Annotated in this window: 17 protein-coding genes; 11 read left to right on the top strand and 6 right to left on the bottom strand. The window is 34.7% G+C overall.

Translation table 11 applies throughout. The features are described 5' to 3' along the window. Nucleotides 1-52: 52 nt before the first annotated feature. From D1867_RS02660 to lysX, 5 genes are read left to right on the top strand one after another with little or no spacing between them, the layout of a single operon-like run. Nucleotides 53-1,231 carry an argininosuccinate synthase gene (locus D1867_RS02660; protein ID WP_155862691.1) on the top strand — a complete coding sequence of 393 codons (1,179 nt, stop codon included), beginning with the start codon at nt 53-55 and terminating at the stop codon, nt 1,229-1,231. After that, nucleotides 1,231-2,568, top strand: a complete 1,338-nt coding sequence (gene argH, locus D1867_RS02665; protein WP_155862692.1) for an argininosuccinate lyase — start codon at nt 1,231-1,233, stop codon at nt 2,566-2,568. The genes D1867_RS02660 and argH overlap by 1 nt, the downstream gene beginning before the upstream one ends. Further along, nucleotides 2,546-3,658: a glutamine-hydrolyzing carbamoyl-phosphate synthase small subunit gene (gene carA / locus D1867_RS02670; protein ID WP_155862693.1), complete on the top strand. Its 1,113-nt coding sequence runs from the start codon at nt 2,546-2,548 to the stop codon at nt 3,656-3,658. Before argH ends, carA begins: the two co-directional genes overlap by 23 nt. After that, nucleotides 3,645-6,782: a carbamoyl-phosphate synthase (glutamine-hydrolyzing) large subunit gene (gene carB / locus D1867_RS02675; RefSeq protein ID WP_338077937.1), complete on the top strand. Its 3,138-nt coding sequence runs from the start codon at nt 3,645-3,647 to the stop codon at nt 6,780-6,782. The genes carA and carB overlap by 14 nt, the downstream gene beginning before the upstream one ends. Next, nucleotides 6,779-7,624, top strand: coding sequence for a lysine biosynthesis protein LysX (gene lysX, locus D1867_RS02680; protein WP_155862695.1), 846 nt, complete (start codon nt 6,779-6,781; stop codon nt 7,622-7,624). The genes carB and lysX overlap by 4 nt, the downstream gene beginning before the upstream one ends. On the opposite strand, the gene D1867_RS02685 is transcribed toward lysX, so the two are convergent. After that, nucleotides 7,610-8,200 carry a translin family protein gene (locus D1867_RS02685; RefSeq protein ID WP_155862696.1) on the bottom strand — a complete coding sequence of 197 codons (591 nt, stop codon included), beginning with the start codon at nt 8,198-8,200 and terminating at the stop codon, nt 7,610-7,612. The two genes, lysX and D1867_RS02685, sit on opposite strands and share 15 nt — an antisense overlap. Before the next feature lie 101 nt (nt 8,201-8,301). On the opposite strand from D1867_RS02685, the gene D1867_RS02690 reads away from it, so the two are divergent. After that, the gene (locus tag D1867_RS02690; protein ID WP_155862697.1) at nt 8,302-9,279 is read left to right on the top strand and encodes a 3-hydroxyacyl-CoA dehydrogenase family protein; all 978 of its coding nucleotides are present in this window, start codon (nt 8,302-8,304) and stop codon (nt 9,277-9,279) included. Between the two features lie 14 nt (nt 9,280-9,293). Here D1867_RS02690 and D1867_RS02695 read toward each other — a convergent pair whose 3' ends face one another. Further along, entirely contained in the window at nt 9,294-9,839 is a 546-nt protein-coding gene (locus D1867_RS02695; RefSeq protein ID WP_155862698.1) for a cupin domain-containing protein, read from the bottom strand. Between the two features lie 39 nt (nt 9,840-9,878). Between D1867_RS02695 and D1867_RS02700 the strand changes: the two genes are divergently transcribed. Next, nucleotides 9,879-10,067, top strand: coding sequence for a hypothetical protein (locus D1867_RS02700; RefSeq protein WP_155862699.1), 189 nt, complete (start codon nt 9,879-9,881; stop codon nt 10,065-10,067). Here D1867_RS02700 and D1867_RS02705 read toward each other — a convergent pair. Next, a complete protein-coding gene (locus tag D1867_RS02705) occupies nt 10,064-10,612 on the bottom strand; it encodes a VIT1/CCC1 transporter family protein (protein ID WP_155862700.1) in 549 nt (182 codons plus the stop codon). The genes D1867_RS02700 and D1867_RS02705 overlap by 4 nt on opposite strands. Before the next feature lie 44 nt (nt 10,613-10,656). Here D1867_RS02705 and D1867_RS02710 point away from each other — a divergent pair, with 44 nt between their 5' ends. Both D1867_RS02710 and D1867_RS02715 read left to right on the top strand, forming a co-directional pair. Beyond that, nucleotides 10,657-11,049: a hypothetical protein gene (locus D1867_RS02710; protein WP_155862701.1), complete on the top strand. Its 393-nt coding sequence runs from the start codon at nt 10,657-10,659 to the stop codon at nt 11,047-11,049. A gap of 35 nt (nt 11,050-11,084) precedes the next feature. Then, complete coding sequence (locus D1867_RS02715) at nt 11,085-11,570, top strand: adenosine-specific kinase (protein ID WP_155862702.1); 486 nt, start codon at nt 11,085-11,087, stop codon at nt 11,568-11,570. Here D1867_RS02715 and D1867_RS02720 read toward each other — a convergent pair. Further along, nucleotides 11,499-11,939: a DUF309 domain-containing protein gene (locus tag D1867_RS02720; RefSeq protein WP_155862703.1), complete on the bottom strand. Its 441-nt coding sequence runs from the start codon at nt 11,937-11,939 to the stop codon at nt 11,499-11,501. The genes D1867_RS02715 and D1867_RS02720 overlap by 72 nt on opposite strands. Before the next feature lie 77 nt (nt 11,940-12,016). On the opposite strand from D1867_RS02720, the gene amrS reads away from it, so the two are divergent. After that, a complete protein-coding gene (amrS, locus tag D1867_RS02725) occupies nt 12,017-13,075 on the top strand; it encodes an AmmeMemoRadiSam system radical SAM enzyme (protein ID WP_155862704.1) in 1,059 nt (352 codons plus the stop codon). A gap of 6 nt (nt 13,076-13,081) precedes the next feature. Here amrS and D1867_RS02730 read toward each other — a convergent pair whose 3' ends face one another. Beyond that, nucleotides 13,082-13,855 carry an enoyl-CoA hydratase/isomerase family protein gene (locus D1867_RS02730; RefSeq protein ID WP_155862705.1) on the bottom strand — a complete coding sequence of 258 codons (774 nt, stop codon included), beginning with the start codon at nt 13,853-13,855 and terminating at the stop codon, nt 13,082-13,084. A 61-nt stretch (nt 13,856-13,916) separates the two neighbouring features. Here D1867_RS02730 and D1867_RS02735 point away from each other — a divergent pair, with 61 nt between their 5' ends. Next, nucleotides 13,917-14,480, top strand: coding sequence for a hypothetical protein (locus D1867_RS02735; RefSeq protein WP_155862706.1), 564 nt, complete (start codon nt 13,917-13,919; stop codon nt 14,478-14,480). Between the two features lie 2 nt (nt 14,481-14,482). On the opposite strand, the gene cyoE is transcribed toward D1867_RS02735, so the two are convergent. Next, entirely contained in the window at nt 14,483-15,340 is an 858-nt protein-coding gene (gene cyoE, locus D1867_RS02740; protein ID WP_155862707.1) for a heme o synthase, read from the bottom strand. Nucleotides 15,341-15,364: the final 24 nt, after the last annotated feature.

Raw genomic sequence — 15,364 nt, forward strand, 5'->3', positions numbered from 1 at the left:
TATTTTCATTATCTTCATAGCTTTTAACTCTAATGTAACCCGTTTTCTTGAAATGAAAATAGTTTTAGCTTACTCGGGAGGGTTAGATACTACAGTATCTATAAGATGGCTTAAGGAAAAATATCAAGCTGATGTGATAACTGTAAGCGTTGATGTAGGACAGAAAGAGGATTTTAAAAAATTAGAAGAAAGAGCTTACATAGCTGGTTCGTCTAAGCATTATACAATAGATGCTAAAGAAGAATTTGTAGAAAAATTCGTGAAATATGATATCATAATGAATGGTCTTTATGAAGATGTTTACCCATTATCAACAGCTTTAGCAAGGCCTTTAATAGCAGAAAAAGTTGTAGAAATAGCTAAAAAAGAAGGAACAGAATACATAGCTCACGGCTCAACGTCTAAAGGTAACGATCAAGTAAGGTTTGATTTAGCAATTAAGGCGCACATGCCAGACGCGAAAATAATAACGCCTGCAAGAAGTTGGAATATGACCAGGGAAACAGAAATCAAATATGCTAAAGAACGCGGAATTCCAATAAAAGAAGAGAGTAATAAATATAGCATAGATGAGAATCTATGGGGCAGAAGTATTGAAGGCGACATAATTGAAGACCCTTCAAAGGAAGTCCCAGAAGACGCATTTGAATTGACAAGAAAAACATCGACAAAAAGTAAAGAGAAAATCATCATAACTTTTGAGAAAGGAGTACCAGTTGCGTTAAATGGAGAAAAAATGCCTTTATTAAATTTAATAGATAACCTAAATAAGATAGCTGGAAGCTTAGGCTTTGGAAGGGTGGATCACTTAGAAAATAGGGTTGTAGGATTTAAATCCAGGGAAGTTTACGAAGCACCAGCGGCTCTTTGTCTAATTTATGCTCATAAGGATTTGGAAAAAACTGTTTACACTCCATTAGAGCTTAGGTTTAAGAAAAGCATAGATTCTCAATGGAGTGACTTAGTTTATCAAGGTTTATGGTACGAACCTTTGAGGGAAACTTTACAAAAAGTTGGAGTTGATATGAATAATTGGGTTACTGGAGAAGTAGAAGTGGAGATTGGAGAAAACGGTTTAAGAATACTGGGCAGGAATTCTCCTTACTCTCCTTACTCCGATAAGATAGCATCATATAATAAGGGGTGGTATCCTACAGAAGAGATGGCTAAGGGATTCATAGAAATTTGGGGAATGCACTCACTATTAGCTAGGAAGGTGAGGAGTTCTTAATGCTTTATAGGAAATGGGGCTCTTCAGAAGATGAGGTTGTTTTATTTACTTCATCTATAGATTCTGATAAAGAGATAATAGAGGAAGTTAAGTTAACTATGAAAGCTCATGTAATAGAACTTTATTTGAACAAGATAATAAGTAAAGAAATAGCTGGAAAAATACTCTCTGCTATAAACGATTTTAAGGAAATTCCAAGTGGTTATGAAGACGTCCACGAGGCATTAGAGGATTATATAATAAAGAAAGTCGGAGAAGAAGGGGGATGGATAGGATTAGGTAGAAGTAGGAACGACCACGTAGCAACTGCATTGAGGTTGAAAGCCAGAGAAGAATTGCTTTCAATATTAGATGAAATAATAAAATTAAGGGAAGTTCTATTAAATAAGGCTGAGCAATTTCTTAATGTTATATTTCCAGCTTTCACCCACTTGCAACCTGCACAACCTACAACTTTTGGGCATTATTTGAGCTATATAGAGGAAGAGCTTTACTCAGCTTGGGAAATAATATTTTCAAACTTAAAGCTAGTAAATAGGTCTCCATTAGGCAGTGGAGCAATAGTTGGAAGCACTGTGAATATAAATAGAGAAAGGGAGGCAGAAATGTTAGGCTTTGACGATATAATAACTAACACTATTTCGGCATCGTCTTCAAGAATAGACTTAATTTCATCTGTAAGTGGCATGGTAATCCTAAGTTTAATACTAAGCAGGATTGCAGAAGATATGATAATATTCTCCTCAATGAAATTAGTTAAACTTCCAGACAATCAAGTAAGTACTAGTAGTTTAATGCCACAGAAAAGGAACCCGGTAACTATGGAAATAATGAGAGCTAAGGCGGGAGAATTAATAGGCTTCTTCACATCTTTATCGTCAATATATAAGGGATTGCCCTCAGGCTATGATTTAGATATGCAGGAAATGAACAAGTACTATTGGTATTCCTTCAATTATGTAAAGAGTTCTCTCTCTGTCATGAAATCTTTATTTGAGAACATTGAGATTTTACCTGCTACTCTTGATAATTCAATGTTAGCTACTGACGAAGCTGAGAGCATTTCTTTGCAGGGTATTCCTTATAGAAAAGCTTATTTTGAAGTCTCTTCTAAAGTTATGAAGGGCATCTTTACTCCTTCAATAAATTTCAAAGAATCTATAAATTTAAAGAAAACTGAAGGATCTCCAAATCCTGAAATACTTAAAAATGATATTAAGAAGGCAAAAGATAGAATTGAGGAAAATAAAATGAGACTAAATGAATTCAAGACAAAAATTTCAAATAAAATATCCCAATTAAAGGCGATTGAAAATGATTTGCAAGAGGGGCTATAAAGGCTATATATATCTTGAAGACGGAACACTAATTGAAGGTTGTGGTTTTGGAGCTAAGGGAATAAGAGCAGGTGAAGTAGTTTTTACTACTTCAATGAACGGTTACCCAGAGAGTTTAACAGATCCATCTTACAGAGGGCAAATACTAATAATTACACATCCGCTAGTAGGTAATTACGGAATTCCTAAACCCATAGTAGAAAACGGAATTTTAAGGAATTTTGAGTCTGAAAGAATACAAGTTGAAGGTTTAGTAGTTGCAGAGGAGACAGATCCATATAAGTGGAATTCGCAAATGTCCCTTCACGATTGGTTAAAATCTGAAGGAGTTCCTGGAGTTTCAGACGTTGATACAAGAATGCTAGTAAAGAAGGTCAGGAATAAGGGAGTAATGATGGGTGTAATATCCTCTGGAATAGAATTAGATGAGCCTAAGAAATATTTGGAAAAGAAATACGATGAAATAGACTTTACTCAATTTACTTCGCCCAAATCACCTATAATTCATCAAGGTAGTGGAAAAGGAATAATAGTAGTTGTAGATTGCGGAATAAAACACGGCATACTTTATCAGCTAAACTCTAGGGGATATACTGTAGTAAGAGTACCATGCAATTTTACTGCAAACCAAATCATGGATTATTCTCCTCAAGGCGTGGTATTTGGTAATGGTCCGGGAAATCCAAAATTACTCCAAGGACTGATAAAAACTTACAAGGACATTGTAGAATATAAAATTCCTATAATGGGAATTTGTTTAGGCCACCAGATTACTTCCCTAGCTTTGGGAGGAAATGTAAGGAAAATGAAGTATGGCCATAGAGCGATAAATAAGCCCATCATAGATGTCACTGATAATAAATGTTATATTACAACGCATAATCACGGCTATGGAGTGTTCAAGGAAGATGTTCCAAAGGATATGAAAGTCTGGTTCTATAATCCAGATGATGGAGTAGTTGAAGGAATGATACATAATAAACTACCTATAATTACTACTCAATTTCACCCAGAGGCTAGACCTGGCCCTTGGGATGTAACTTGGGTATTTGATAAATTTAAAAAGGTGATTGAAAGTGGTAGACCTTAAAAAGGTATTAGTTGTAGGTTCAGGACCAATAAAAGTGGCAGAAGCTGCAGAATTTGATTATAGTGGTAGTCAAGCATTAAAAGCGCTTAAGGAAGAGGGAATACAGACAATATTAGTAAACTCTAACGTGGCAACAGTTCAAACTAGTTATAAAATGGCAGATAAGATATACATGTTACCAGTCACATGGTGGGCAATAGAGAAGGTCATTGAGCAAGAGAGACCTGACGGCATAATGATAGGCTTTGGAGGACAGACCGCGTTAAACGTAGGTGTGGATTTATATAAAAGAGGTATCCTACAAAAGTACGGAGTAAAGGTATTAGGGACTCCGATCGAAGGAATAGAAAAGGCATTAAGTAGGGAAAAATTCAGGGAAACGATGATTAATGTTAATTTACCAGTACCTCCAAGTTTATCTGCTAAAACTGAGGAAGAGGCTATACAGAAGGCTAGGGAAATAGGATACCCAGTAATGGTTAGAGTAAGTTTTAACTTAGGAGGTAGGGGATCTACAGTAGCTTGGGACGAGGAAATGCTTAGAAGGGACATAGGAAGAGCATTTTCTCAGAGTTACACTCATGAAGTATTAATAGAGAAATACTTGTACCATTGGAAGGAAATTGAATATGAAGTAATGAGAGACAGTAAAGGAAATTCTGCTGTAATAGCTTGTATAGAGAATTTAGATCCTATGGGAGTGCATACTGGAGAATCTACAGTAGTTGCGCCGTGCCAAACTTTGGATAATCAAGAATACCAAGACATGAGGACTAAGGCCGAACTCGTAGCAAAATCCATTGATTTAGTAGGAGAATGTAATGTACAGTTTGCTCTCGATCCTAATAGTTATACTCATTATATTATTGAGACGAATCCAAGGATGTCTAGGAGTAGTGCCTTAGCCAGTAAAGCTACAGGATATCCTTTGGCATATGTTTCCGCAAAGTTAGCTTTAGGATATTCTTTATATGAAGTTTTGAACAAGGTTTCTGGTTCAACGTGCGCGTGCTTCGAGCCAAGTTTAGATTATATAGTAATTAAAATACCAAGATGGGACTTACAGAAGTTTGAAAACGCGGAGATGTCGCTAGGAACAGAAATGAAAAGTATAGGAGAAGTCATGAGCATAGGAAGATCGTTTGAAGAGGCGTTACAAAAGGCTGTAAGGATGTTAGACATTGGAGAGCCGGGAGTTGTTGGAGGAAAGGTATATAATTCACTTCTAACTAAGAATGAACTTCTAAAATACTTGAAAGAAAGGTATCCATACTGGTTCTTGTATGCTGCTAAGGCCTTTAAAGAAGGAGCTACAATAGACGAAGTATATGAGGCAACGGGTATAGATAAGTTCTTCCTTAATAAAATAAAGAAATTAGTTGAATTTTACGAGAATTTAAAAGAAGTGAGCAAAGATACATTAATTGAAGCTAAAAAGCTAGGATTTAGTGACGAGCAAATTGCTAAGAAAGTGAATAAGAGTGTAGAAGAGATTAGGAAAATAAGGGAGATAGAAGGAATAAAACCAGTAGTTAAGCAAATAGACACTTTAGCTGGAGAATGGCCTGCGGTAACTAATTACCTTTATTTAACATATAATGGCAGCGAAGATGACATAGAATTTTCAACTAACGCAAACAAGTTACTAATCCTTGGAGCAGGAGGATTTAGGATAGGAGTTTCTGTAGAATTTGATTGGAGCGTAGTAAGTTTACTCGATGCTGCATCAAAATACTTTGATGAAGTAGCAATACTTAATTATAACCCGGAGACAGTGTCAACTGACTGGGACGTTGCAAAGAAATTATACTTTGATGAATTAACGTTAGAAAGAATACTCGACATTGTGAACAAAGAGAACTTTAGGTATGTAGCAACCTTTACTGGAGGGCAAATAGGAAACGATTTAGCTAAACTGTTAGAAGATTCTGGAATTAGATTATTAGGTACAGCAGGGCATAGTGTAGACATAGCAGAAGATAGGGAAAAGTTCTCTAAGCTTCTTGATAAATTAGGCATAAAACAACCGCCGTGGATTTCTGCATCATCTATAGAAGAAGTTAAGAAATTCGTTGGAGAAGTTGGATTCCCATTATTAATTAGGCCAAGTTACGTACTAAGCGGATCTTCCATGAGAATAGTTTATAACGAGCAAGAATTATTTAATTTCATCAATAACTTGAAAATCTCAACTAAATATCCAATTGTTATATCAAAGTATTTGGATAATGCAATAGAAGCAGAAATAGATGCCGCAAGTGACGGAAGAGGAGTAATAGGAGTAGTCATTGAACATGTTGAAGAAGCAGGCGTTCATAGCGGAGATGCTACTATGAGTATACCAACTAGAAAATTAGAAGAAGGAGTAGTTAAGCAAATGAAGGAATATGCGTTACAAATAGCTAGAGAAATTGAAATTAAGGGACCTTTCAATTTACAATTTGTGGTAAAAGATAATACTCCTTATATTATAGAGCTGAACTTAAGGGCTAGTAGATCTATGCCATTCAGCAGTAAGGCTAAAGGAGTTAATATAATAGAGAAGGCACTAGATGCAATAATAAATGGCTTAAACCTTGACGAGTTTTATGAACCACCGTCAAAGGCTTGGGCAGTTAAATCTCCTCAGTTCTCTTGGACGCAAATAAGGGGAGGATATCCAATGTTAGGGCCAGAGATGAGAAGTACTGGTGAAGCAGCAGCTTTCGGAATTGATTTTTACGATGCGTTAGTTAAGAGTTGGCTATCAGTCACTCCTAATAAATTACCAGAAAAAGGAAAATATGCCTTAGTTTATGGGATAGGAAACGAAGAGTACCTAAAGGAGGCTGCAAATAATTTAAGGAAATACGGTATGGAAGTTATAACCTTAAAGGAAGTGCCATTAAAGGATGAGGAAGAGGTAGATTCGAGGACTGCCGTAGATTTAATTACTACCTCTAAAATAGGCATTATAATTACTAACGGTTACTTAAAGAATATAGATTACTACGTTAGAAGGGAGGCAGTGGATTATAATGTACCATTAGTACTTAACGGAAGGCTTGGTAAGGAACTTACTCAAGGTTTTCTCAATTCAAGGTTAACGTATTATGAAATGAGGGATTACGGTGGTGGAATATGAGGGTAGCTTTAGTAGTAGATATAATAAGGCAAGAGGAAAAAATGATAGTAAAAAGTTTAAACGATAAAGGAATTCAATATGACGTAATAAATGTAGCACAAGAGCCTCTGCCATTCAATAGAGCTTTAGATAGATATGACGTGGCACTAATTAGGGCTATTAGTATGTATAGATCTCTTTACTCTGCTGCAGTATTTGAAAGCGTAGGAGTTCATACGATAAATTCTTCCGAAGTAATTACTGTGGCAGGAGATAAAATACTAACGTATTCTAAGCTTTTCAAGGCTGGAGTTCCTATACCAGATTCAGTAATAGCAATGTCTCCAGATGCTACATTAAAGGCATATGAACAAATAGGATTTCCATTGATAGATAAACCACCAATAGGAAGCTGGGGTAGAATGGTATCTTTAATAAGGGATATATTTGAGGGAAAAACAATTATAGAGCACAGGGAAATGCTAGGAAATTCTGCACTAAAAGTTCATATAGTTCAAGAATACATCAAAGAGAAAAATAGGGATATAAGATGTATAGTTATAGGTAAGGAATTGTTAGGTTGTTACGCTAGAAATATCCCTCCAAATGAATGGAGAGCTAATGTAGCTCTGGGAGGCACTCCTTCGCCAATAATAATTGATGAGAAATTAAGAGAGACTGCATTAAAGGCTGCTAGCGTAGTAAACGGAGAGTTCATTTCAATAGACATACTAGAGCATTCAAGTAAAGGTTATGTGATAAATGAACTTAATGACACGCCAGAATTTAAAGGATTTATGCTAGCTACTGGCATAAACGTTGCCGAAAAACTTGTTGATTACATTGTTTCAAACTTTTCCTAATTTAGCTAGAAATAAGTCATGTCTGGTTTCTTCTAAAATTCTCCTTAAAGCGTCGATTTTTTGCCTTAAACCAGGGATTAACGACTTTGGGTATTCAAACTTCCATAATTCCTCATAGATTGTTTCCATGTAGTTGAAGAATTTATCCGCATTTTCATAATCCCCTTTCCTAAGGAACTCTAGAATTGCCCTTCTCATTTCGCCAACTGCATCTGCTATGCCTAATACATAGTACATGTCTGGAATTCCTAGCTCATCAGCAAGGTATAACTTCCCGCCGAAATACATATTAATTACCACGCTAGCCTCAGCAAGTTCTTGAAAAGAAGTACCGACATCACCGTAAAGTAATTCTGGATATTGGTTAACTATTTGTTCAATCTCCTTGGCTTTCTGTACTGCCTCCTCATATTTCTTTAATGCTTCTTCCTTCTTTTGTCTATGCGAAAGCGAGATTGTTTCTCCGCAAACTCTTATCAATTCTCTAGACAAGAGGAGAAGTTTCTCCCTATTATCAAATCTTTCTGTGAGTTTTTTCTCTATCCTGACTAAATAACTCTGTATTTCTTCTATCATGAGGTTAGATAAGTCATCTAAGTAAAAAGTTAAGCTATAATTCTATACCTAGGAAATAAATAGTAGAAACATACTTATATTACTTATATAGTATAAACCATATGATAAAACGTGTTAGCGTAATAGGTGCAGGTTTAATAGGTTCCGGTTGGGCTACACTATTAGCAACTAAAGGCTATGAAGTTTCTCTATATACAGATAAGAAAGAAACTTTGGATAAAGGAATTGCAAAGATAAAATCTTACTTAGAAGTTATGAAAAACATGAACTTAGTGGATAAGGAACCGGATTATTACATGAAAAATATTAGCCCTACTCTTAACATGGACGAAGCAATTGAAGGAACAGATTTCGTTATTGAGGCAATAATAGAGGATTATGATGCTAAAAAGAAAGTCTTCTCTTATTTAGATGAAAAACTGGATAAGAACGTGATATTAAGTAGTAGCACTTCTGGGTTGCTAATGACAGAGATTCAGAAAGCAATGAAAAGATATCCAGAAAGAAGTGTAATAGCACATCCATGGAATCCACCGCATTTGTTACCTCTAGTTGAGATAGTTCCTGGAGAAAAAACATCACAAGAAACCCTTAATGTAACTAAAGATTTCATGGAGAAGTTAGATAGAGTAGTAGTGGTCCTAAAGAAGGAAATCCCCGGATTTTTAGGCAATAGGTTAGCTTTTGCATTATTTAGAGAAGCAGTATACCTAGTAGATGAAGGTGTTGCTACTGTAGAGGACATAGATAAAGTAATGACAGCAGCAATAGGCTTAAGATGGGCTTTCATGGGTCCTTTCTTAACTTACCATTTAGGCGGAGGAGAAGGAGGGTTAGAATACTTCTTTAGCAGAGGTTTTGGTTACGGTGCAAATGAATGGATGCATACTTTAGCTAAATATGATAAGTTTCCTTATACTGGAGTAGTGAAAGCTGTACAGCAAATGAAGGAATATAGTTTCATTAAAGGAAAAAGCTTTCAGGAATTATCAAAATGGAGAGATGAAAAATTGTTCCAAATATATAAAATAGTATGGGGAGATAAGAAACAAAATTCTAATGGAGAAAATAATAAATAAAATTTCCTATTTTCTCAATCTTCTTCCTTAAATTCCAATATTCCTAGGTTTTCTAATAATCCTGAATCGGTTACATCGAATAGCACAACTTCTTCATTTGAGGTGTTTACGTGTGAATGAACAGCGTTGGCAGGAACTACAAATATATCTCCTTCTTCCCAATAGTATTTCTTACCATCTATTATTGAGTAGCCTTTACCTTTAACTACTAGGTAAATGGAGGCCATGTTATGGGAATGCGGTTTTGTAGCTACTCCTGGCTCAATGTATTGAAAACCTGCCATCATTGTTGGAGTTAGTCCTCTTGATCTTTCGGTACTTGGACTGTAAAACATAATTTTTGCAACACCTTTTTGTATCTTACCTTGTTTTGCTATTAGCCTTAAGAGCTCTAAAGCCTTGTTAAATTTAATTACTTTAGGTTTGATTTCCTTAGGTGGTGAAGTGTATTCCATGAAGGTTACTACTTTAAGATCATCGTTCTCAATTTCTTTAATTATAGATTTTATTTCCCTTGTTAATTCTTCCTGCTTATCTTCTCTCTCTAAAATATGTTGCATGTGTTTATATAGTTTAAAAAGTTTAAAAAGGTGTCTATTATGAGTGATTGTTATATTAAAGATGGAGATAAGACTTGCGTAGTAATATGCGGAAAACTAATATGCGATAAAGATACTGTAAACGACTATGGCAAGTTATGTGAAGAATGTAAAAGAGGGGACAGAAAAGCCTGCATTGAAATTCTGGAAAGATACGGATGCTGGAGTGCCTCTGGTTGGTGGCTTTAACTCCCTAATAAGTATGTTAAAAACGCAGTAAATAATCCAGCTATTAGGATTAATAATCCTGATTCTATTTTATCCTTTATTTCACCTTCATATGATAAACCGAGCAAGAAAAGCACAAAAGATGATGCAGACAATACCATTACCATATTTCTAGTCGTAATATATGAGTAAAGTACAATTAAACCTAGAAATGGAGATATACCGTGCGCAAAAGCTGAAAGAACTATTGTAGCCTTAGTTCCGTAATCATATATAGTACCCTTTAAGCTTTTCATCATTTGTCTCTCAAGCTCCTTATATTCTTCCCTTTTCTCTTTTGCCTCAACTATTAGAGAATTCCAAATTGATGATATTGATACAGCGGTTAATCCACTTAATATTGCAATTTCCGTATCTTTTACTTTAATATGCTCAACTATTGCTGACATTATAATTCCTAGGGTAAGTAATAATCCGTCAAACGATCCTAATATTAAATATCTCCTAAGTATTGATCTCTCGTATTTCAGCGCATATTTTAAACCATCTATTATTCCTTCAAACATGTTTTGAATCAATTTAAATACCAGGCTATTATAGTCTTTTTGGCATGAATAAGAAATTATTGCTCGCCTTGGGTATCGTCATTTTATTATTAACAGCAGTAGGAGTTTATATGGCTTCAAGCTATAGAACTACCATAAGTATAACTAATTTGCCTTCTTCATCCTCTAACGAGGAAACTCTAGAAGTTAAAGTTCTAATAAATTATGGACCTCTTGGCGGAGTTTCACCTCTTTCAGATGCCTACGTTGAGATTTATAATTCGCAAGGATACTATGTTACTGCAAACTTTACAAACTCTCAAGGAGTTGCAACATTCCATTTGCCTCCTGGTAATTACAAGGTATTTGTAACCCAGCTACATTGTAGCGTCAATGTTTCCTTAAATTCTTCAAAAGAGGTTACGATAAGTTACGCCTACTTATATGCACCAAAGTAATGTAAATTTTTTACCTTTCTCAAGAACATTATCATATGGTAAATATAGATGTTGTAAGGATAGATATACCAGAAGGTACAAATGTAATAATTGGCCAGTCTCACTTTATAAAAACTGTGGAAGACTTATATGAAACCTTAGCTTCTTCATCTCCCAGTATAAAATTTGGAATAGCATTTAATGAAGCAAGTGGCAAAAGATTAGTAAGATTTGATGGTAATGATGAGGAGCTAATAAAACTTGCAATAGAAAATGCAAAAAGAATTGGTGCAGGACATACTTTTGTGATTTATATAAAAAATGCGTATCCTATCAATGTACTTAATAGAATAAAGAATGTTGAAGAAGTTGTTAGAATATTTGCGGCAACAGCAAATCCATTGCAAGTATTAGTTGCAGAAACTGACCAAGGAAGAGGAGTAATTGGAGTAGTAGACGGTTATACTCCACTAGGAGTCGAGAGCGATGCTGATATAAAAGAGAGGAAGGAGATCCTCAGGAAGTTCGGATATAAGAGATAAAGCCTTGTTAAGCAAATCATCAGATACCTTTTCATGTCCCTTTAAATAATGAATCATTGAAGCGCATAAAAATATTAAAGCTTGAAGGTACTTTTTTCTTTTTTCATCTCCTTCATTAATCCATATTTTTTCAAGAACCTCATGAGCTTCCCAAAATCTGCAAGTAAAAAATAAGTCTGGAAAGCTTTCTTTTTCCTCGTTAACATTAATTATCTTTATTGGATTTCCCAATATCTTAATTACTTTTTGAGGATCATCTATTATGTCTATTTCCGTATATTTACAACGCCTTATATCTACTATATTTATATTATGAAGATTCTTAACCTCAATAGTAGGCGGATACAATAAAATATGTCTTTTCCCCATTTTATCACCCTTTATGATTATTCCTACCTCAGAACCTTAATCATTGCTTTTTATTTTATAAAAACAGTATAAATGTGATGAGTAAAGAAGCAGTACTATATAGAAAGGAAGGCAATAGAGTAAGATGTCTAGCTTGTGCTAGGAGATGTCTAATAGGAGAAGGGCAAATAGGCTTCTGTGGAGTTAGATCCGTAAGAAATGGAAAGCTGTACTTAGATGTATACGGTAAGGTTGCTGCGGCCCACGTAGATCCTATAGAGAAGAAACCTTTAGTCCACTTTTATCCCGGGTCAAAAGTTTTCTCATTCTCTACATATGGTTGTAATTGGATGTGCATGTATTGTCAGAATTATGATCTAAGTCAAAGAAGAAGACCAGAAGGATATGAAGTATCTCCAGAGGAATTAGTAGATATGGCAATTGCGTATGAGGCAGAGGGAATTACATATACTTATAATGAACCAGCAATATTTGCAGAATTTGCACATGATACTGGAGTAATAGCTAGAAAAAGAGGATTATTTAATACAATGGTTAGTAACGGATACTGGACTGAGGAACTAGTAGACTACGTGAAAGATTTTCTTGATGCGGTAACAATAGACTTTAAGGGAAACGGCGAGGAAAAATTCATGAAGAGATATACTGGAGCTTCTGGTCCAGAGCCAATATTGGAAACTATTAGAGAACTTAATAAGAATGGTATCCATGTTGAAATTACGGATTTAGTTATTCCTCAGATAGGAGATGATTTGAAGGCTGCAGAAAATTTACTTAAGAAAATAATGGATATTCTAGGCCCTGACGTTCCTATTCACTTCCTGAGGTTTCATCCAGATTATAAGCTTGATTACCTTCCTTGGACTCCAGTAGAAACCTTAGAAAAACACTACAATCTAGCAAAGTCGTTAGGATTTAATTATGTTTACATAGGAAATGTTCCAGGTCACCCATATGAAAGTACCTATTGTCCAAAATGTCATAATTTAGTAATAGGTAGAGACGGCTTTAGAATTACAGAGTGGCATCTAACTGAAGATATGAGATGTCAATATTGTGGATATAAATTGCCAATAGTAGGTAAACTGTCTAAACACGCGTTTGAAGAAGATAGATTTGAGCCAGTTTTTATATAAAAACAATTATTTTCCTTTAAAAACAGCTTTCCTTTTTTCAAGGAAAGCGTTAACTCCTTCTTTTTCATCTTCTGTAGAGAACACTACTCCCCAACCTAAGCTTTCCATATTTAATCCATCTAACAATGGTGAGTCATTACCGTAGAGAATTACACTTTTTAATATTGCTAAAGCTATGGGAGATTTCTCCATAAGCTTTCCAGCAAATTTAATAGTTTCTTCTTTTAGAGAAGATAATGGAGTTACTTTATTAACTAATCCAATTCTTTCTGCCTCTTTAGCAGAAATTCTATCTCCAGTCATCATGAGCTCCATAGCTTTTGCTTTACCTATAGCTCTTACTAATCTTTGAGTACCTCCGAATCCAGGGTAAATACCTAAATTAATTTCTGGCAAACCAAGAGATGCTTCTTCGGCGGCAATCCTAAAGTCGCAAGCCAGAGCTAATTCTAGGCCTCCACCTAATGCATAACCATTAATCATTGCTATAGTAGGCTTACTAATACTTTCTATGTAATCCATAACTTTTCTCCCCTTTTTAGCAAAATTCCAAGCAGAGATTGAATTTAACTCTTTAAATTGTGATATATCTGCTCCAGCAGAAAATGCCTTTCCATTACCTGTAAAAATTATTACTTTAACATCGTTATTTTCTTCAAAATTTTTTGTTACTTCTTCCAATTCTTCTAACATTTTTAAATTTATAGCGTTTAATTTATCAGGTCTATTTAATATAATCCATCCTATTCCATTTTCAATTTTGGTTTCGATAGTTTCCATAGTTATCTCTATGAAAAGATATTAATAAATGCTTTAATTTGGGTTATACGGATATAGAATTATGAACAGATTAGATAAGAATCTACTTATCTATTTGCCAACGTCAGTAATACCCATAGCAGGAAGTACTATTTATAGTGTTATAACCATTAATAAAATTAGAGATTTCGTGGAAGCGTTACCTTATATCTTTCTAGGACTTCCAGCAAGTTTGCTAACATCTGCTGTGCTAACTTTTGAATATTTTAAACAGTTTCTCTACGTTGTTCTGCTAATAGTATTATTAGCTCCTTTTATCTCATCCTTTACTATCTCCAGGACTTATGAGAATGTTGAAGTTGTTCCTAATGAATATTATATTGAAATAACACTAAAAGTTCCGATTTCTTATTCACAATTTTCTGATCCAAATGCACTTTTTGAGAAAATCTTCAATAAAGCTCTAAAGAAAATGAAAAATCCATACTATTATTATAAATTAAGATCTCTAGGAAATTGTTCCAATCTTAAAGTAGAAGTTCATGAGGATAAAATAGTATTAAGAAAAAGATGCGGAGATACAATAGTTGAGATTAATTTATCAAATAAAGACGAAGCTTATATGAAGGTATCTATTTCTTACTAAATTCAAATTATTTTTAAGATTATAATAGTTAACAATATAATTGCAAGATATGGAGCGGATATTTTGAATGACTTCCAGGCTTCTTCTGCTGTGGGATTCCTAAAAAGTACTATGGAATTATAAAGTAATAATGCAGTCATTATTGAAGTTATTATCAAATAAGGTAGACCTACGTAGAGATATAATATCAACGCAAATGGAGCCATTAAAGCATTGGAAATTGCAATATACTTTGCGGAATCCTTTTCTGGTAGAAGTACTGGTAACATAGGAATTCCGGCTTTACTATAGTCTTCCTTATATTTTAAGGCTAAAGACCAGAAGTGACCAGGGGTCCACATGAATATTAACAACCCCAATAATAAGGAAGGAATTGTAAAAGAATTTGTCATCGCTGCATACCCTGCCCAAGCTGCAGCACTTCCTGCAAATCCTCCAATAACAATATTTAATGGCGTTCTGGGCTTTAACCAAATAGTATACACCAAGATATAAATTAGTCCTCCTAACAGTATAAAGAAGGAAGTTAACGGATTTGCTATTAATCCTATAACTGTTCCTAAAACGAGCATTATTGAACCAACAATTATTGCTTCTTTCTTGCTCACATAACCCATTACTGTAGGCCTTTTAGAAGTTCTTTTCATTACTTTATCCTTATCAATCTCAATTCCTTCATTAATTATCATTGCGCCGCCAGATGCTAAGGTTCCGCCAACGATTACAGAAATTAATGGAATTAAAATAAACCTAGAGGATAAAGCTGCACCAGCTAATGCTGCAAGATCTAATAACCAAATAATTCTGGGTTTGCTAAGTTTTGCATAATAAATTAATTTTACAGTTGGTGAAGTTGCCATGATCATCTAAGCTATTTTGGTTTT

Origin of the sequence: Acidianus infernus (assembly GCF_009729545.1) — an archaeon.
In the GTDB taxonomy this organism is placed as follows: domain Archaea; phylum Thermoproteota; class Thermoprotei_A; order Sulfolobales; family Sulfolobaceae; genus Acidianus; species Acidianus infernus.